The organism is Sorangium sp. So ce327, from assembly GCF_051530205.1.
GTDB classification, from domain to species: Bacteria; Myxococcota_A; Polyangia; order Polyangiales; family Polyangiaceae; genus Sorangium; species Sorangium cellulosum_B.
Genome location: NZ_CP150330.1, coordinates 769,963 through 789,054 on the forward strand (window position 1 = coordinate 769,963; position 19,092 = coordinate 789,054).

At 71.2% G+C, this 19,092-nt stretch carries 13 protein-coding genes and 1 pseudogene; 8 read left to right on the top strand and 6 right to left on the bottom strand.

Features of this window, described 5'->3' with window-relative positions:
• The first annotated feature begins 8 nt into the window (after positions 1-8).
• The 4 genes from WME95_RS02830 to WME95_RS02845 all read left to right on the top strand — a co-directional run bounded on the left by WME95_RS02830 (position 9) and on the right by WME95_RS02845 (position 6,744).
• Positions 9-683 carry a NuoI/complex I 23 kDa subunit family protein gene (locus WME95_RS02830; protein ID WP_437549280.1) on the top strand — a complete coding sequence of 225 codons (675 nt, stop codon included), beginning with the start codon at positions 9-11 and terminating at the stop codon, positions 681-683.
• Positions 684-792: 109 nt separating this feature from the next.
• Entirely contained in the window at positions 793-2,250 is a 1,458-nt protein-coding gene (gatB, locus tag WME95_RS02835) for an Asp-tRNA(Asn)/Glu-tRNA(Gln) amidotransferase subunit GatB (protein ID WP_437906886.1), read from the top strand.
• A 141-nt stretch (positions 2,251-2,391) separates the two neighbouring features.
• A complete protein-coding gene (locus WME95_RS02840) occupies positions 2,392-3,237 on the top strand; it encodes a lysophospholipid acyltransferase family protein (RefSeq protein ID WP_437906887.1) in 846 nt (281 codons plus the stop codon).
• Positions 3,238-3,342: 105 nt separating this feature from the next.
• Positions 3,343-6,744 (top strand): GAF domain-containing protein, encoded by a 3,402-nt coding sequence (locus WME95_RS02845; RefSeq protein WP_437906888.1) that lies wholly within the window; start codon positions 3,343-3,345, stop codon positions 6,742-6,744.
• Between the two features lie 433 nt (positions 6,745-7,177).
• Here WME95_RS02845 and WME95_RS02850 read toward each other — a convergent pair.
• The 5 genes and pseudogenes from WME95_RS02850 to WME95_RS02870 form a co-directional block, all read right to left on the bottom strand.
• Positions 7,178-7,905: pseudogene (locus WME95_RS02850) on the bottom strand (DUF5131 family protein).
• 155 nt (positions 7,906-8,060) lie between these two features.
• Positions 8,061-9,155, bottom strand: coding sequence for a hypothetical protein (locus WME95_RS02855; protein WP_437906889.1), 1,095 nt, complete (start codon positions 9,153-9,155; stop codon positions 8,061-8,063).
• Complete coding sequence (locus WME95_RS02860; protein WP_437906890.1) at positions 9,152-11,515, bottom strand: DEAD/DEAH box helicase; 2,364 nt, start codon at positions 11,513-11,515, stop codon at positions 9,152-9,154. The genes WME95_RS02855 and WME95_RS02860 overlap by 4 nt, the downstream gene beginning before the upstream one ends.
• Before the next feature lie 114 nt (positions 11,516-11,629).
• Entirely contained in the window at positions 11,630-12,799 is a 1,170-nt protein-coding gene (locus WME95_RS02865; RefSeq protein WP_437906891.1) for a hypothetical protein, read from the bottom strand.
• A 324-nt stretch (positions 12,800-13,123) separates the two neighbouring features.
• A complete protein-coding gene (locus tag WME95_RS02870; protein WP_437906892.1) occupies positions 13,124-14,464 on the bottom strand; it encodes a hypothetical protein in 1,341 nt (446 codons plus the stop codon).
• A gap of 95 nt (positions 14,465-14,559) precedes the next feature.
• Here WME95_RS02870 and WME95_RS02875 point away from each other — a divergent pair, with 95 nt between their 5' ends.
• The 4 genes from WME95_RS02875 (at position 14,560) to WME95_RS02890 (ending at position 17,623) form a co-directional block, all read left to right on the top strand.
• Entirely contained in the window at positions 14,560-15,543 is a 984-nt protein-coding gene (locus WME95_RS02875) for a TetR/AcrR family transcriptional regulator (protein ID WP_437906893.1), read from the top strand.
• 210 nt (positions 15,544-15,753) lie between these two features.
• The gene (locus WME95_RS02880) at positions 15,754-16,026 is read left to right on the top strand and encodes a metal/formaldehyde-sensitive transcriptional repressor (RefSeq protein WP_437297622.1); all 273 of its coding nucleotides are present in this window, start codon (positions 15,754-15,756) and stop codon (positions 16,024-16,026) included.
• A gap of 11 nt (positions 16,027-16,037) precedes the next feature.
• Positions 16,038-17,057, top strand: a complete 1,020-nt coding sequence (dmeF, locus tag WME95_RS02885) for a CDF family Co(II)/Ni(II) efflux transporter DmeF (protein ID WP_437906894.1) — start codon at positions 16,038-16,040, stop codon at positions 17,055-17,057.
• Positions 17,054-17,623 (top strand): manganese efflux pump MntP, encoded by a 570-nt coding sequence (locus tag WME95_RS02890; RefSeq protein ID WP_437906895.1) that lies wholly within the window; start codon positions 17,054-17,056, stop codon positions 17,621-17,623. Before dmeF ends, WME95_RS02890 begins: the two co-directional genes overlap by 4 nt.
• Before the next feature lie 79 nt (positions 17,624-17,702).
• Here the strand turns inward: WME95_RS02890 and WME95_RS02895 are convergent, their stop codons facing one another.
• Positions 17,703-19,055 (bottom strand): glycosyltransferase, encoded by a 1,353-nt coding sequence (locus WME95_RS02895; protein WP_437906896.1) that lies wholly within the window; start codon positions 19,053-19,055, stop codon positions 17,703-17,705.
• Between the last annotated feature and the right edge of the window lie 37 nt (positions 19,056-19,092).

The following is a 19,092-nucleotide window of genomic DNA, read 5'->3' on the forward strand; positions in this document are numbered from 1 at the left end:
AGGATCTCATGGCGAGAGCTACCCCCAGCACCACGTGGACGAAGCCGGCCGGAAGGCCGGTCGCCGGCAAGCCGATCCCGCGCCCGACCCGGAGCGCCGACGTCCAGGCCTACATCCCCGAGATGGTCAAGGGCCTGGGGATCACGATGAAGCACTTCTTCAAGAACACGAAGGAGATGGTGCTTGGCCAGAAGCCCGACCCGGTGCTGCACGCGCTCGAGCCGGGCGTCACGACGATCAGCTACCCCGAGGAGAAGCGCCCCTACCCGGAGCGCTTCCGGGGCATCCACCGGCTCACGCTGCGCGAGGACAACTCGCCCCGCTGCGTCGCGTGCCTCTGCTGCTCGACGGCGTGCCCGGCGCAGTGCATCGCGATCGAGCCGGCCGAGTACCCCGACGGCGATCGGCGGAAGGGCTACGAGCGGTACCCGAGCAGCTTCGTCATCGACGAGCTCCGCTGCGTCTTCTGCGGCTTCTGCGTCGAGGCGTGCCCCGTCGACGCCATCCGGATGGACACCGGCCTCCACGCGGTGCCCTACGATTCGCGCGAGCAGTTCATCTACCGGCGCGATCTCCTCATGAGCCTCTCCGACCGCTCGGGCTCGCGGCTGACGGCGAACACGCGCCACGAGCCGGGCGACCCGACGCACCCCGGCCTCTCGCGCGACCACGCGGATCACTGAGCAGGTCTTCCTCCCCCGGTAGGCCGTGTCGTTGCGCCGCCTGGCGCGCGCGGTGGAGCCCGGGCATCTCGCCTCTCGTCCGGCCGAGGTTCTGCTAGAAGGGCGGGTCATGGCGACGACGTACGGCTCCTTCGAGGCGGTCATCGGGCTCGAGGTCCACGCGCAGCTCCTCACCCGGACCAAGGCGTTCTGTGGCTGCGCGACCAGCTTCGGCGATCCGCCGAACACGCACACGTGTCCGGTCTGCCTCGGTCTCCCGGGGGCGCTCCCGGTCCTGAACCGCGAGGCGGTCCGGATGGCGGTGAGCGCGGCGCTCGCGCTCGGCTGCACCGTGCAGGAGAGCAGCGTCTTCGCGAGGAAGAACTACTTCTACCCCGACCTGCCGAAGGGCTTCCAGATCAGCCAGTTCGATCGGCCGCTCGCGCTGCGCGGCCAGCTCGAGATCGAGACCGAGGCGGGCAAGACGCGCGCGGGGATCACGCGCGTCCACATGGAGGAGGACGCCGGCAAGAACGTCCACGGCATCGGCGGCCTGTCGGTCGTCGATCTCAACCGCGCCGGCACGCCGCTCATCGAGATCGTCGGTGAGCCCGACCTCCGCTCGGGCGCGGAGGCGGCCGAGTACCTGAAGCGGCTGCGCGAGATCCTGATGTTCATCGGCGTGAACGACGGCAACCTCGAGCAGGGCAGCTTCCGCTGCGACGCCAACGTCTCGGTCCGCAAGGTGGGGGAGACGAAGCTCGGCACGCGGACGGAGCTCAAGAACATCAACTCGTTCCGCTTCGTCGCCGAGGCGATCGATCTCGAGATCCGGCGGCAGATCGCGCTCATCGAGCAGGGCGGCCGCGTCCGGCAGCAGACCCGCGGGTACAACGCCGAGAAGAAGGAGACGTACCTCCTCCGCGACAAGGAGAACGAGTCCGGCTACCGCTACTTCCCCGAGCCGGATCTGCCGCCGCTCGTCGTGGACGAGGCGTTCCTCGCCGACGTGCGCGGCGCGCTCCCGGAGCCGCCGGTCGAGAAGCGGCGCCGCTTCACCGAGTCGCTCGGCCTCACCCCGTACGCGGCGTCGGTCCTGACCGGCCACCCGCAGATCGCCGCGTTCTTCGAGGAGGCCGCGCGCCTCCACGGCGACGCCGTGAAGGTCGCGAACTTCGTCCAGGGCGAGGTGCTGCGCGACACCCGGACGACGGGGCTCTCCGCGGCGTTCCCTGTCGCCCCCGGCCAGGTGGCCGCGCTGCTCCGCCTCGTGGACGAGGGCGCGATCAGCGGCAAGCAGGCCAAGGAGGTGTACACGGCGATGGCCGGCACGGACCGGGCGCCCGGCGACATCGTCCGCGACAAGGGCATGGCCGTGATGAGCGACGCGGGCGCGATCGAGGCGGTCGCCGCGTCGGTCATCGCCGCGAACGAGAAGCAGGCGGCGGCGTACCGCGCCGGCAAGACCGCGCTGTTCGGCTTCTTCGTGGGCCAGATCATGAAGAAGACGGGGGGCAGCGCGAACCCGGCCGTCGTGAACGACGTGCTGAAGCGGCTGCTCGACGGAGCTCCCGCCACGGGCGGGTGACGGGGCTTTTTCCGAGCGCAAGCGTGAAATAGGGTGCCGTCGGGAGGCGCTCTCGCCGCGCGAGCCGGGGCGCGCCCGGCGCCTCCGCCTCGCTGAAGCCCTGGTTCCACGATCGCCCCGAGCGGGCAGGACATCCGACGCATGGTCAGCGCTCGTCCCCTCGACGCCCTCCGCTTCCCTCTCCGCACGGCCGGCTTCGTCGGCCTCACCTTCGGCATGTACGGCCTGCTCGAGGTCGACACCGCGATCTCGCCCGCGGCCGACCGCGAAGTGGTCCTCCACACATGGATGCGCCGGTATGGGCGCGCGCTCCTGAAGCTCTACGGGCTCGACGTGCGCGCGGGCGGCCTCTTCCAGGGGGAGCTCGCGGCGGGGCGCTCCGCCGGCGCGGCCGATCCGGAGGGCGCCGGGTACTGCCCTGGGCGCGACGCAGCCGGGCTCGGCCGGCTGTTCGTGATGAACCACCGCTCCGCGCTCGACATCATGATCACGCTCGCCTTCTTCGAGGCCACGGTCGTGAGCCGGGCCGACCTCGCTGGATGGCCGGTCATCGGCATGGCGGCGCGCCGCGTCGGAACGCTCTTCGTGGACCGTTCCAGCAAGCGCAGCGGCTCTGCGGTCGTCCAGGCGATGTCCTCCGCGCTCAAGGGCGGCCGTGGTGTGATGGTCTACCCCGAAGGGACCACGTTCTCCGGAGATGAGGTGCGGCCGTTCCGTGCGGGCGGCTTCACCGCGGCGTGCCGCGTTGGCGCGGAGATCGTCCCTGTGGGGCTCGTGTACGGCGGCGCCGAGTCCTCCTACGTCGACGAGTCGTTCACGGCGCACATGGCCCGGGTGAGCCGTGCGCGACGTATCCCGGTGGCGCTCGAGGTCGGCGCGCCCATCGCCACGGTAGGCCAGGACGTCGGCGAGGTGCGCGACGAATCGCACCGCGCCGTCCAGGCGCTCGTCCGCCGCGCCCGCGCGCGGCTCGCCGCAGACGGTTAGGCGCCGCGCTCTCTCCTGCGCCGCTGGCTTCTGCGATCGGCCCTCGCTACGATGCGGGCCGCCGGCGACCCCATGGAGCGTGAAGGCAACCCTAGCGAGACCGCCATGGCATGGCAGGTCCTGAAGCCGCCCCGCGGAGGGGCGATCCATAATGAGCTGATGTTCCTGGCGGACGCGAGCGAGCAGCTCACCGGATCGCTTGACCCTCATACGATCCTCGAGCGGCTCGCGCGTCTGTCGGTGCCCTACCTGGCGGACTGGTGCACGGTCGATCTCATCGAGCGTGGCGCCGCGGACGCCATGGGCCTGGTCGGCTCTGTGCCGCCGCCGCCGCCGTCGTCGGACGGCGGTTCCACGTTCGTGGCCGGGCCGGAGGGGATCGACCCGGCGCCCGTGGCGGGCATCTACGCGGCCCGGCGCCATCGCGCCGCGGACTCCGACCCGGCGGGCTCCGATCGCGCGGGCCAGGCGGGCGCGACGCGGCGGCGGTTCTGCCGCGTCGCCGCGAAGCACGTGAACCCCGAGCGCGAGGGGCTCCTGCGCGCGATCTCGCCCGACGCCGAGGAGCGCCTCGGCATCGCCAAGGTGCTGCACAGCGGCGAGTCCGAGCTCTTGCACGAGCTCGATCGCGACAAGAGCGACGAGGCCGCCGAGCGCGCCGCCGCGCTGGAGCAGCTCGGCACGCGGTCGGCGATGGCGGTGCCGCTCATCGCGCGCGGCCGCAAGCTCGGCGTGCTGTCGTTCGGCGTCTCGGAGTCGAACCGCATCTACTCCGCGGACGATCTCGTGCTCGCGGCCGAGCTCGCGCACCGCGTGGCGCTGGCGCTCGACAACGCCTATCTCTACCGGAAGGCGGAGGAGGCGCGCCACGCCGCGGAGCGGAGCGCGGACCGGGCCGCGTGGCTCTTCGCGGTGACGGCCGCGCTGTCCGACGCGATCACGCCGCCCGCGGTGCTCCGCGTGCTCGCGAGCGACGTCGTCGCGGCCGCCGGGGCGATGACCGGCGTGGTGGCGCTGCGCGCCGGGCTCGGCGGCGAGCTCGAGACGGTGCGCTCGACGGGCTACCTCGAGGCGCAGATCGCGCGCTTCAAGAGCTTCGACCTCGGCGCGGAGCTGCCGCTCGCGCGCGCGGTCCGGGAGCGGCAGCCGATCTTCCTCGAGTCGGAGGGGCGCTTCGGCGAGTTCGAGCCGGGCTTCGCGTCGTGCTGCGTCGCGACGGGCGAGCGCGCGTACGCCGCGATCCCGCTCTTCCTCGAGGGGCGCGTGCTCGGCGCCGTCGGGTTCGGCTTCTCGGCGCCGCAGTCGTTCACCGAGGACGACCGGGCGTTCATGCTCGCGCTGGTCCAGCAGAGCGCGCAGGCGCTCGAGCGGGCGCGCCTCTCCGCGCTGCAGACGGAGGAGGCCATGCACCTCTCGCACGAGGTGCTGAAGCAGATGCCCGAGGCCATCCTCGTCACGGACGTCGAGGGCAACATCCGGTACTGGATGGGCGAGGCCGAGTCGATCTTCGGCTACCTGTCCGAGGAGATCGTCGGCAAGAGCATGGCGCTCCTCCACCGCGAGGACGTCCGCGAGGAGAGCACGGCCCGGATCCTCCAGCAGATCGAGGACGCGCGCACCTTCGTCGGCGAGGTCCCGTGCGTGCGGCGCGACGGCTCCGAGGTGCCGATCGAGATCACGGCGTACGCGGTCCACGACCAGGAGGGCCGCCCGCTGTTCCTCGTCGGCATCCACCGCGACATCACCGATCGCAAGCGGGCCGAGGAGGAGCGCGCCCGGCTGATCCGGGTGCAGGCGGCGCGGGCCGAGGCCGAGGAGGCGGCGCGGCGGTTCGCGTTCCTGGCCGAGCTCAGCACGGCGCTGGCCGCGTCGCTGGACTTCACGGCCACGCTCCAGTCGCTCGCGCGGCTCGTCCTGCCGGTGCTCGCCGATTTCTGCCTCGTCGACATCGACGACGGCCTCGGCCTGCGCCACGTCGCGGCCGCGCACGTGAGCCCGCTGAAGGAGCCGCTGCTCCGTTACTTCCATCCGAGCCGGGTCGACGGCGAGCCGGGCCCGGTGGCGCGCGTGCTGCGCACGGGGCGGTCGGAGCTCTACGCGGACGTCCGCGGGGACGTGCTGCTGCACGAGGCGATGACGAGCGAGGAGGCCACGGCCAACCGGACGCTCGCGCCGCTCTCGTACCTCGTGGTGGCGCTCCGGGCGCGCGGGCGCATCCTCGGCGCGATCTCGCTCGTGTCGTCGGAGTCGGGCCGGTTCTTCGAGCGGTCCGACGTCGCCTTCGCGGAGGAGGTGGCGCACCGGGCCGCGCTCGCGCTCGACAACGCGCGCCTGTACCGCGAGGTGCAGGACGCGAACCGGCTGAAGGACGAGTTCCTCGGGACGGTGTCGCACGAGCTGCGGACGCCGCTCAACGCGATCCTCGGCTGGGCGAGGATGATGCAGGCGGGCTCGCTCGATCGGGTCGCGGAGACGCGGGCGCTGTCGGCGGTCGAGCGCAACGCCGAGCACCAGGTGACGCTGATCGACGAGCTGCTCGACGCGTCGCAGGTCGTGACGGGCACGCTGAAGATCGAGCGGCTCGCGGTGGAGCTGACGCTGCCGGTGCAGACGGCGGTCGAGTCGATCCTCCCGTCGGCCGCGGGCAAGGGCGTGGCGATCGAGACGAGGCTCGATCCGGAGGGGGTGTTCGTCGAGGGCGACCCTGCGCGGCTGCAGCAGGTCGTGTGGCACCTGCTCTCGAACGCGGTGAAGTTCGCGCGCCCCGGGGGGCTCGTGCAGGTGCAGCTCTCGCAGGACGAGCGCTTCGCCGAGGTGAAGGTGATCGACGACGGCGAGGGCATCTCGGCGGACTCGCTCCCGCACGTCTTCGAGCGCTTCCGGCAGGAGGACAACAGCGGCGCGCGCCGGCACGGGGGGCTCGGGCTGGGCCTGTCGATCGTGCGGCACATCGTCGGGCTGCACGGCGGCATGGTGCGCGTGACGAGTGCCGGCCCCGGGCGCGGGACGACGTGCACGGTGCAGCTGCCGCTCTCGACGGGCGCGACCGCGACGGCGCTCACGAACGCGGGCATCGCGCCGGATCCGCGCAACCCGTTCCCGCGGCTCACCGGGGTGCGGGTGCTCATCGCGGACGACGATCCCGATACGCTGGCGATGCTCTCGGCGGTGCTTCGGCGCTGCGGGGCCGAGGTCAGCACGGCGACGTCCAGCAACGAGGCGCTCAAGCTGCTGGAGACGTCGGAGCCGGCGCTGCTCGTTGTCGACATCGGGATGCCGGGGGAGGACGGGTACTCGCTGATCCGGCGGGTGCGGGATCTGCTGCCGCGCAAGGTGGGGCGCACGCCGGCGCTGGCGCTGACGCCGTACGCGCGGACCGAGGACCGGGTGCGGGCGCTCGCGGCCGGCTACCAGATGCACGTGCCCAAGCCGATCGAGCCGATCGAGCTGGCGGCGGCGGTGAAGTGCCTGGCGACCGGGTTGATGCCCTGGTCCCGGGAGGACTGACGGGGGATCCGGGGGGCACGCGCCGGGGTGGGGGTGTGCGCGGCAGCGCGCGGGGGGCGCTGGCCATCCGCCAAGACGGGGGCGGGGGAGCTTGCGCATGAAACACCGCCCGGCATGTCTCACTTCGGGCCTTGCCCTCTGAGACGTTTCGTTGCGCGCCACACAAGGCGCGCCTGGGACGTGGAGCTGGCTGGGACCTTATGGCACCTCGTTCGGTGCTCCAGCGCGCCCCCCGCGCGCTGCCGCGCACACCCCCACCCCGGCGCTCACCGTCTGGACGCGTGGGAGAAGAAGGGGGGCGTCCCGAGCCGCCGCGGCCACGGAAGAGCCGCTGCAGCCACAGAAGGGGACCGAGCCCGAAGCGCGCACTCGCATCGCTGAGGGTTGCCCGATGGCGGGATACGCCAACCTGGATCGGGGCATTGCCCACCAGCTACGCAACGACGCGCAAGTGCCTCCTCGGCATTTCATCCCACGTCCTTCCCTCGAGGTCACGTCCTGCTCTTTTCTTGTTCTTCCCCCCCACTGCTTGAAGAAGAACGGCACGCCAGCCTGACCACACTGGTTCCGGATGTCGACGACCCAGGCGGGATCCATCGCCCGCGACCTGGGCCCCGACTCACCCCCGACGATCACCCAATCCATGTGCGATAGATCCAGGTTCGCCAGCGGCCCCAGCAGCGGCTCGAGCGAGAGGAACTTCACCTTCGCACCCGTCGCCCGCAGGTGGTCGATGCGGAGGACGTATTTTTCGTTCTCGACGCTTACGCCCATCCACACGTTCTCAGGCCATGGGAGCTTGCCCGAAAGCTCGGCGAGCCTCTCTGAGCGCTTCGTCAGCACCTGGAAGCAGTGCCAGTGGGCACGCTGCATCACGTCGAAGATGCGACGGATATACTCGAGTGGGACGTCCCCGTGAAGGAGGTCGCTCATCGAGTTGACGAAGATGGTTTGCGGCCTCTTCCACCGGAGGGGAAGCTCGAGCATCTGCGGCTGTAGCGTGAGCTCGAAACCATGCTTGTAATTCGGCTGCCCCATGGCCTGAAGCCGTTCGGCCATGCGCTCGGCGTAGCAGTGTTTGCAGCCAGGGCTGATCTTGTCGCAGCCAGTTACCGGGTTCCATGTGGATTCGGTCCACTCGATTCCAGAGCTGAGAGCCATGTCACATCGTCCGCCGCAGATGGTTCGCAATCTTCAGGGCGATGGGGGCGCCCTTCGGGTTTCCTGCAGCAAAACAGAAAAGGTATAGTGGGCAGTTTGCCGAGTTCTTCAGTACGAGCGGATTCTTGGAGACGCCGGCAAATACGCGTAGGCCCTCAGCGCCGCTTGGCGCACGCCGGGCACGCGATGCGGCCCTGCGCGTTCGGCGCGCACGCCTCGCAGAGCAGGTGCATGCGATCGTCGCAGGCCGCCGGCCGCGCCGTCGCGGCGCCGCACGCCTCGCACGTGAGCCTGTCCAGGCTCGAAGCGCCCGCGGGGAGCCGCAAAACGATGTCCCGCGACTCCTTGCGCCGCCGGAGACGCATGTCGACGAGCGCCGCCGGGACCTCGGCGCTCACCAGCGCGGCGATCGAGCACGTCACCTTCGCCGCGAACCGCGCGGGCAAGGCCTCGAGCTTCGCGTTCCGCTCGGCGATGAGGTGCGCGACCTTGGCCTCGACGGCCTTCGGATCCGCGCGCCGCCGCGGCGCCCGGGCCTCGGCGATCAGGTCCGCGAAATACGACACGATACGATCGTGATCCCGCGCGTGCCTGCGCTCGACCTCGCCGAGCAGCGGCTGCACCGCCGCCCGCACCGCCCGCTCGGCGCGGAGCGCGATCCAGTCCGCCGTGCGATCGTCCGTCGAGAGGGGCGCGGCGCTCGGCTGCACGAGGGCGCTCGGCCAGGCGAGATCCAGGTGCGCGCCCAGCGCGGCGTCCGGCTCGCCGCCGTCGTGCGCGTTCACAACGATCCGCACGAGCCCCTCGCGCCGGTCGTCGGCCTCGACGCCATAAGCGACGACGGCCGCGACGTAGACCGCCGTGCCCGTGGAGACCTGCCCGGGCTCGCAGAGCCCGTTGCGCAGCACGAAGCGGTCCGCGGCGGCCCGCACGTGGGCAGGCCGCGGCGGATCCGCGGCGAGCCGCACCGAGGTGGACACCGGCCGCCCGCGCGCCCTCGCGATGAGCCGCTCGAGCAGCGTGGAGCCGAGCCCACACGCGACGTCCCCGTCCCGATCGGGGTAGAGCGCGAGGGCGCACTCCTCCGGGACCTCGATCTCGGCCGCGAGCTGCGCCGGCAGGAGCGCCACCGCCCGCGCGTCCTCCCGCTCTGCGAGCGCTCCGGCCTCCGCGAGCGCCTCGACCACGAAATCGAGCGGAGAGGGCAGCGCGCCCTCCGTGGGCGAGAGCATCCCCAGCGCCGCGGTCACGCCTCGTAGTCCTTTCCAAAGAGCTTGGCGTCGAGGCGCTTCACCTGCTCGTAACGCCCGCGCGCCGCGGCGAGCTCCTCGGCGATGGCGTCGAAGCCGCTCGCGAGCTCTTCCTCCGAGCGCGACGTCGCATAGAGGGAGACGATCCGCTCCTCCAGATCGCGCTCGTCCGCCATGTTGCCAAGGACCATATCCATCTCGCCCACGACCAGCTCGAACAGGTGCAGGCGGCGGTCGAGCAGATCGAGGACACGCTCCTCGGCGGTGCCCCGCGCGCAGAGGTTGTAGACGCGCACCTCCTCTCGCTGGCCCATCCGGTGCAGCCGCCCGATCCGCTGCTCGATGAGCATGGGGTTGTAGGGAAGATCGAAGTTCACGAGGACATGGCAGTGATGGAGGTTGTGCCCCTCGCCGCCGGCGTCGGTGGAGACGAGCACGCGCGCGCGGCCGTCGCGGAACGCCGAGAGCGCCGCGCGCTTGTCGGCGGCGGAGAGGCCGCCGTGGAACGCCACGGGCTCGACGCCGGCCTCGCGGAGCACGGCCTCGATGTACGAGAGCGTGTCGCGGAACCGGGTGAAGACGAGGACTTGCTCATTGTGAGCGCGCACGAGATCGACGAGGGCGCCGCCCTTCCGGGACGCGCGGACCGAGGCCGCGAGCTTCGCCAGCGCGGCGAGCGCGGCGCGCAGCGCGGGGACGCGCCGCTCGCTCGCGCTCATGCGCTCAAGGCTCCCGCGAACTGCGGCGGGGCTCGAGCCGGCGCCGAGCAGGAGCGTCGAGGCCAGCATCCGGGAGCCGGCGTCGGCCCCGTGCGCGCGCACGAGGGCGAGGACGCGCTCGTAGAGCTCGCGCTCCTCCGGGAGCGGATCGACCAGCGCCGTGCTCACATAGCGGGGCGGCAGCGCGAGGCCGCTGTCCGCGCGGGTGTTGCGCACCATCACCTCGGCGAGCAGGGCGCGCAGCCGCTCCCGGTTCTTCGGCGACAGCGGGTCCTTCGGGTCGACGAACTGCGCGCGGAAGGCCGCCGGGGTCGCGAACTGCCCGGGCTTGAGCAGCGTCACGAGGTTGTAGAGCTCCTCGAGATCGGTCTCGATCGGCGTCGCCGTGAGCATCAGGAGGAACCGGCTGTGCAGGCCGTCGACCAGCTTGAAGCCGGCGGTCGTGCGGCTCTTGACGTGATGGGCCTCGTCGATGATCACGAGGTCCCACGAGGCGGCCTGGACGAGCGGCGCGTGCTTCGCGCTCCTCGCGAGGGCGAGCGACGCGACGACCACGCCCTCCTCTTGCCAGAAGGCCTCGGGGTCCGCCGTGCGCGCGGCGTCGTCGGTCGTGCGCGCGGCGATCCCGGCCTTCTCCGCGAGCTCGCCCGTCCACTGGCCGACGAGCGCAGGAGGGACGAGGACGAGCGCCCGCCGGACCATCCCGCGGAGCTGGTACTCGCGCAGGATCGTCAGCGCCTCGACCGTCTTGCCTAGACCGACCTCGTCCGCGAGCAGCGCGCGCCCGCGGAACACGCGGAGGATGCGCCGCGCGGTCTCGATCTGGTAGCGGTGCGGCTCGACGCCGGTGAGCGCGGCAAGCGCGAGCAGCTCCTCGAACTGCTCGGCCGAGGCGAGCAGGTGAGCGCGCAGCGCGTGGCTCACCGCCGCGAGCGACGACGGCGGGTCCGCGAGCCGCTGGAGCAGCTCGGACCGGTCGAGGCCGGACATCAGGAGCGGCGCCGGCTTCCTGGGCGGCGGCGGGGCCGGCAGGGGAGCCGGTTCGGGCGAGGGCGCCGGCTCCGCCACGCCGGAGGCGGCGGGCAGCCGGGAGGCGGCGGGCGTGCCGCGCGGGCTGGCAGCACGGGCGCGCGGCGGGCGCTCCGGGGTCGTCGGGGTGGCGGGGGGACTTCGTGGCGGCGCGGCGGGCGCTTCGGTCCGCCGAGCCCGCGCGGGTGAGCGGGCCCGAGCGCGGGTGACAGGGCGCTCCGGGGGCGGCGGCCTCTCCGCGCGATGAGCCACGAGGAGTCGCTGGACGTCGTGACGAAAGACGAGCTGTCCCAGCCGGCGCGGGATACCGACGTTGCGGTCGACGCAGAACGTGCTCGCGTTGTAGACAAGGAACGCCGGATCGGCGCTCGTCGATTCGCGCATCCGCTCGATGAGCGCGCTGCCCGCGAGCGCCTTTGGAAGGCCGTGCGCGAGGAGCAGGTCATGCGCCTCGTCGAGCGTCAGCGGCTCCTGGTGCGACCGGCCCGAGAGCGCGAACGCCAAGGTGAAGAGATCCGCGCCGGAGAGCACCCGGCTGCCCGCTTCCGTGGCGAGCAGCCAGCTCACGTCGCTCGCGGAGATCGACGTGATGGGCGTCGTCGAGACCTGCATGCCTCGGCCGCGTGTATCCCTCTGGCTCCGGGATGTCGAGGTGCCATGGGCGCGAGAACGGCAGAAAATTGACGATTATTTTTGGAAATTTGGCGCCCTTGATCGGAATGCGTCCTAGATCTTCTGGCGAAGCCAGCGCGTGAAGGGGCCGAGGAAGGTCTGTTTCCAGTGGACGTTGAAGTACACGTCCGCTTCGCCGAGCTCGGGGTTGTGATCGATGGTGACGGACGCGGCACGATCGAAGAGACCTGCGGTGTCGAACATGGCGGGGCCGAAGCCGGTGCCCTCGACGTAGATGAGCACATCGCCGCGGAAGGCGGAGAGGTTCGACGTGTGGCTCGCGTCGCGTCCCGATAGCCCGCACGCGAGATCGCAGACGCCGGCGATGGCGCCGTAGTTGTCGATGAGGGGACCTGCGAGCTCGAGCCGGGCCTCATCGCTATAGACGAGGCTCTGGGTCTCGAAATCGGCGACGGTGCGGACGAACGAGGGAGTCGGGGCGAGCGCGCCCGGGGGAGGCGGGGCGCCGAAGACGAGCAGCATGGCGAGCTGGTTGGTCGTGCCCGGGGGGAAGATGGGCAGAGGAAACGCGCCCTGAGGATCGGCGGCGGCGCCGCGCAACGCGAGCCCGAGGACGGCGATGCTGGGATCGTAGGTCGAGCCCGCGGCGAGCGCCCCCTCGAGGTTGCTGCAGATCGCGTCGTTGTGCGCGGCGATCTCCGGATCCTCGGTGTAGAAAGTGCCCTCGTAGAGGAACACGCCCGAGAAGGCGCGGGGCGCGCGGTTGACGAGCGCCATGGCCGTGTTGGCGCCCGCGGAGAATCCTCCGATGACGGGCCGCGCGCCGGGGTTCTGCGAGCGCACGAGGGAGAGCGCGAAGAGCCCGTCGTTCGAGAGGGTGTCGAAGTCCCAGTCGGCCATCACGCTGCAATCGGCCGCGCCGGACTCGCACGCGCCGGGCGGGAGCTCGGTCCTCCGCTGATCGACGAGCCAGACGTCGTGACCGGCCATGGCGAGCTCGCCGGCCGCGGACTTCGCGTACCTCCCGGTCTCGCTGATCTCGTAGAATTCGCCCGGGAATGTGAAGGGGCTGAAGAGGATCACGGGCTCGCTGCAGCCGCGGCCGGCCCCACGCTTGCTCACGTGGATGATCGAGAATCGATCCAGGGGGCTGTCCCCGGCGTCCACTTCGTAGACCACCCTCTCGAGCGATGGATGCGGCCGCGTGACCTCGACCGAGGCGATGTCGTACGCGCCGAAGGCGCTGCCCGCGAGAAATCCCAACCATCCCAGCATAGGCGCTTCCCTCCATAAGAACGGGGTGACCACCGCGATGTTCACCGTGGTGCTTCGAGCGGCGCTCGCTGCTCGATGCGTCCATCTTCCGCTCGCTCGTGCGCGGACGCTTGGTTGAAATGGACGAAAGCGTGCGGCGTTGCCGCCTTGTGATGCTGGCTACATGTGGTGTCGTGTGCGGTGGCCCGGCGAAATCACGAGGTCAACCGGCAAGCGTCATGTTTGAAGATCGCTGCGACGTGCTGTGATCGATCGCGAGCGACGAGCGCCGATCGCCAGGCTCATGGGGCGGGAGAGGGCGCGGTCGCGGCGTCACGGCGTGATCGGTAGCGCGACCATGATGTTCGCGTTGCACATCTCGTTCTGCGTGCCCCATCCGGGCAGCACGGGATCCTGGGCGTCGCGCGTGTCGAAGGTGCATGTCACCTCGAGCGAGGAGCCCGGGTCGAGCAGCGGCGGCGTGCGGTACCAGTACACGTTTTGCCAGTGGACGTCCCAGTCCTCCACGCGCGTGATGCAGCTCTCCTGCGCCCCCGACGCCACGCGGATGTCGAAGGTGCGCCCGCGCTCGTGCATGTGCGGCATCACGCCGAGCACCTCGATCGGGGGAAGCGCCGGGTCGATCGCGAGCTCCGCCCGCGTCCTCTTCCACGTGTAGGCCGCGTCCTGCTGGCCGGGAGGCAGCGTGTCCGGGCCGTCCGGCTCGAAGAGGGTCGTGAGGAAGCCGTCGTCCCCGATGAACACGGCGCGCCGCTCCACGGTGTCCTCGTAGCGGAGCCGGAGGCGCGTCGAGTCCTCGGCGGAGGCGCTCGCGTGGTCATGGAGGTTGTAATGCACCTGGACCACGAAATGGTCCTTCGAGGAGAGCGGCGCCCCGGTGCCGACGGGGAACTCGACCACGTTCTGCCCGGGCGCCCAGGCGAACAGCGGCTGGAACGGCATCCCGTCGGACGGGCCGCCGAAGCACTCCCAGCCGGGCCTGTCCGGCGAGGCGCCGTCGAGCTCCGTCATCAGATCCTGGTTCGTCTTGCCCTCCACGAGCGACGGCTCCGAGGGAGTCACCCGGTAGACCGTGACGTGATGAACGATGGACCGGACCCCGGGCGTCACCTGATATCCGGTGATGAAGCGGTCCGCCTCGATGCCCGGGTCCACCTGGAAGCACCGCCACTCGTCGTACGCCGCGAGCGGATTGGCGGGGTCGACCACGGGGGTGATCGGCGGTGTCATGTAGTCGACGCCGCCCTCGAGCGTGGGCACGGGTGGGGCGGGCGGCGCGCCCGCGCGCTCTCCCTCGGCGCGCGCCCCGGTCGCCCAGCGATGGATGATGTCGATCTCCTCGGCGGTGAGCGTCGCCTCGTCCTCGAAGTCGCCGCACGAGCCGTCGTGCGTCACGAGAAACGGGGGCATATGGCCGCCCTGCACGGCGTCGTCGATCGCGCCTGCGCGCGCCTTCGCCGAGACGTAGTCGTCCAGGCGGAAGGGCGCGAGCCCGCCCTCCTGATGACACGCGGCGCACCTGGACGTCGTTATCGGCGCGACGTCCTGCCAGAACGTGGGCTCCGGCGTCGGCTCCTGCGCCGCGCATCCGAGCGAGAGCGCGAGCGGCACGACGGCCGAGAGGCCGCGCGCGTGGAGGGGCAGGATCGTCATTCGCGTCGATCGCCTCGGGTCGTGCTGCTTCAAGCGGGCCTCCATAAAATGTGTATTACGTACACGTTTGTGTGTGTGGTATACGCAGTCGCGGGATGGCTGTCAAACCAACGAGGCGTCGGAAAACGGCGACGGAGTACAGCGGCGGCGGCGACGCCGTGCGCAGCCTGGAGCTCCTCTGGGGGGCCAGGAAGCGGCCGAGCCGGGGGCCCAAGCCTGGCCTGAGCCTCGATCAGATCGTGCGGGCCGCCATCGAGCTCGCCGACGGCGAGGGGCTCTCGGCGCTGTCGATGCAGCGGGTCGCCGGGAAGCTCGGGTTCACCACGATGTCGCTCTACCGGTACGTTCCGAGCAAGGCCGAGCTCCTGGATCTCATGCTGGACACCGTCGCGGGGGAGCTGCCGCTGGTCGACGACGTCCCCGGGGGGTGGCGGGCCAAGCTCGAGGCGGCGGCGCTGGCGGACTGGGCGCTCTACCACCGCCACCCGTGGTTCTTGCACGTGACGCCGGTGCGCCCCGTGATGGGGCCGAACGGGATGGCGGCGTACGACGCGGAGCTCCGCGCGGCCTGCGGGATCGGCCTCACCGACCGCGAGGTGATCGCCGTCGTCCACCTCGTCGACGGGTACGTCCGAGGCGCGGCGAGGCTCTCGGTGGACGTGGCCGAGGCCGAGCGGGAGACCGGCGTCACCGACGCGCAGTGGTGGTCCGAGCGCGCGTACTTCTGGGACAAGCTCTTCGACCCGGGGCGCCTCCCGACGATGGCGAAGCTGATGCGCTCGGGCGCCTTCGGCGAGCACCCCTTCACGGAGGAGGTGTTCCTGTTCGGCCTGCAGCGCGTGCTCGAGGGCATCGAGGCGCTCGTCCGGTCGCGCTCCCGTCGATGTGACGAAAGTCCCGAAACGTCACGGTCTCCAGCGCGGGGTTGTGACGAAAGTCTCCCTGATGCCCCTCGGCATGACGAGAAGTCGACGTGCGCGCAGTGCGGCGGCGAGATCGCCCAGTCCTCCACGGGGCGGCCGCGCGCTTACTGCTCGCGCGCTTGCCAGCAGCGCGCTTACCGGGCGCGCAACGGATAGTTGTCCCCCTCAGTCCACATGGGTTGAGCGACCCATTGCGTGGACTGCGTGGACCTGATCGACCCCCTGCCGCCCATCCCGCCGAACGCCTGGGAGCTCGGCCTCAGCGACCCCGGCGAGACGACGGACCTGCACCGACCGTCGCCGGCCTCCGAGAGGAGCCAGCGCGCGGCGCTTGATCCGTATAGTATACCCCCCTATGCTATAGGCGTGCACACGGTCGAGAACAAGAAGAAGCTCATCGCGCGCGTCCGGCGGATCCGCGGGCAGCTCGAAGCGGTCGAGCGGGCCCTCGAGGGTGAAGCGGGTTGCTCGGAGGTCCTGCAGACGGTGACCTCGGCGCGTGGCGCGCTGAACGGCCTCGTGGGCGAGCTCATCGAGGGGCACATCCGCACGCACGTCATCGACGGGGAGCGCGCAACGGCACCCCAGCGGGAGGCCGCGGAGGAGCTGGTTCAGATCGTCCGCGCCTATGTGAAGTGAAGGAAGCAACGATGAGCGACTCCACGGGATCCGATCGGCTCGCCCAGCTTCGACACGCCCACGACCACGGCGCCGCCGCGCCTTCGCACGAAGCCAGGACCCGGTGGGTCGTCGCGCTGACCTTCGCCATGATGGTGGCGGAGCTCGTGGTCGGCTATGCGACGAACTCGCTCGCGCTCACGGCCGACGGCTGGCACATGGCCACGCATGCGGGCGCGCTCGGCATGTCGGCCTTCGCGTACTGGTTCGCGCGCAAGCAGTCCGGGTCGAGCGCGTTCTCCTTCGGCACGGGCAAGGTGCACGCCCTCGCCGGGTACACGAGCGCGGTCGCGCTCGCGCTCATCGCGCTGCTCATGGTCGTCGAGTCGCTGCGCCGCTTCCTCCATCCCGAGTCGATCGCCTTCTCCGAGGCGCTTCCCGTCGCCGTCGTCGGTCTCGCGGTCAACCTCGTCAGCGTGCGGCTCCTCCACGCCGACGAGCACCATCACGAGGCGGACGACGACCACCCAGACCACGATCACCACGACCATGGCCATGACGATCACGACGACGATCACGCCCATGGCCACGACCACCACGGGCACGACCACAATTTGCGCGCGGCGTACTTCCACGTCCTCGCGGACGCGCTGACCAGCGTGCTCGCGATCCTCGCCCTCCTCGGCGGGCGCTACCTTGGCTGGACGTTCCTCGACGCCGCGATGGGCATCGTCGGCGGGCTCGTCATCGCGAAGTGGAGCTACGGACTCTGCCGACAGGCGGCCAGGCAGCTGCTCGACGTCGTCCCTTCCGAGTCCCTTGCTCAGCGCATCCGCGATCGTATCGAGTCCACCTTCGCAGGAGCGAGCGTCGTCGATCTCCACCTGTGGGACATCGGCCCCGGCGCGCGCGCCTGCATCGTTTCGGTCGCGGTACCGAGCCCTCTGGCGCCTTCCGCCTACCGTGACGCGCTCGTCCCGATCGCCAGCCTCCAGCACGTCACGGTCGAGGTTCACCCGCTCTCTGCCGGTGACGCGCGGAGGGGCTCATGAACTTCGGCGCGATCTTGCTCCTCGCGCTCGGGCTCGCGATGGACGCGACCGCTGTCGCGGCGGCACGAGGGCTGTCGGTCCCGGCGATCCGGGCGCGCCATGTCCTGCTCGTCGCCGGGTTCTTCGGCGGCGCTCAGGCCCTGATGCCCGTCATCGGCTGGCTGCTCGGAGAGCAGATCGGTCCGCGCGTGCAGGCGTGGGACCACTGGATCGCGTTCGTGCTGCTCGCGTTCATCGGCGGAAAGATGCTCTGGGAAGCCCGCGGCGACGGCGACAGCGAGGGCGAGACCACGGCCGATTCCTTCGCGTTGAGCTCGATGTTCGTGCTGGCGATCGCCACGAGCATCGACGCCCTCGCCGTGGGTATCACGCTGCCGATGCTGAACGCCCCGTTCGCGATCTCCGTCGTGACGATCGGCGTCGTCACGGCGCTGCTCAGCGCAGCGGGGCTCTTCGCGGGACGGCGGTTCGGGGCGATGCTCGGCAAGCGTCTCGACCTCGCTGGGGGGATCGTGCTCATTGGACTCGGGTTCAAGATTCTCCTCGAACACCTTTTGCTGTCGTAGGCGTTTCCCCGCGGACCGCGCCCGCCGGCTTCCGAGTGCGCAGGGACGAGGCGAGCTCGAGGTGCGCCGCAGCGCTCGCTCAGATCGACAGCGCCATCGGCGAGCGCGGCCGCGCGCTGGCCGCCGCGTCGCTGCGCGGCGCGCCCCAGCCGCCGCCCGGCGCCTCCGCGGCCTCGCTGACGCCGAACGCGCGCTGCACGAAGGACGAGCTCCGCGCATAGGCGAACAAGTCGCTCGGCCGGATGGCGGGCATGCCGCGGTGCAGCCGCCGTACGAGCAGCAGCGTGTAGAGGTCCATGTAACGCTCGACCATGCGGGCAGCGGAGTAGCGCTGGAGCGTGACCTTCCGGCCGTATCGCCCCATGCGCGCGGCGAGCGCGGGGTCGTCGCGGAGCTCCGTCAGCCTGGCCGCGAGCGTCTCGGCGTCCCCGGAAGGCACGAGGAAGCCCGTGTACCCCTCGGTGAGGGCCGTGGGCACGCCGCCCACCGCGGTCGCGACGACGGGGAGCCCGGCGGCCATCGCCTCGAGGACGGCGAGCGGCAGGCCCTCGGCGACGGAGGTGAGGGCGAACGCGTCGAGCGCGGCCAGGATCTGGGGCACGCCGTGCCGCCCGCCGACGATGAGCGCGCGCTCGGACAGGCCGAGCTCGCGCGCGAGCGCGACGAGCCGCGCCCGCTCCGGGCCATCTCCGACGAGGAGCAGCCGCCCGTCCTCCGGCAGCGCCTGCGCGGCCGCGCGCAGGAGCATTGCATGGTTCTTCACGGCTGAGAGGCACCCCACGCTCCCGAGCACCCAGGCCCGCTGCGAGATGCCGAGCTCGGCCCTGACACGGGCCCTGGCCACGGGATCGGGCGCGAACCGCGAGAGGTCGAGGCCGCTGGCGACGACGTGCAGCTTCTCGGCGCTGACCTGACCCTGGTTGACCAGGGCCTCGGCGGCCGGCCGCGACACCGCGACGTGGGCGTCGACGAACGCGGCGGCGGCGCTGCGCAGCCATCGCCGGCCTTGCAGGTCGTCCGAGACGCCGTGCTTCGTGTGGACGACCGGGACGCGATGCAGCCAGCCTGCGGGCGCGGAATAGAGGAGCGGCTGCAGGTCGTGCGCATGGACGAGCGAGATCCCTCTCGCCCTGAAGAGCGCGACGAGCCGGGCGGTCATGCTCACGTCGAAGCCGCGGCGCTTCGGCAGGAGCTGCACCTCGACGCCGCGCCGCCGCAGCTGCTCTGCCCGCGGACCGTCCGGATCATCGGCGATGGCGATCACGGTCACGTCATGGCCCGCAGCGCGCTGGAGCGCCGTCAGATCGACGACCACCTGCTCGGCGTCGTCGGCCTTCAAGCTGCCCACCACGTGCGCGATCCCGAGCTTCCATGGAAGCCCCGCCCGGTCCCGGTCGCGGTCTCCCGCGCCGTAAATGTCACGAACATCCATGTCTCCCCCCCTCGAACGAAACGGATGGAACGGTGTC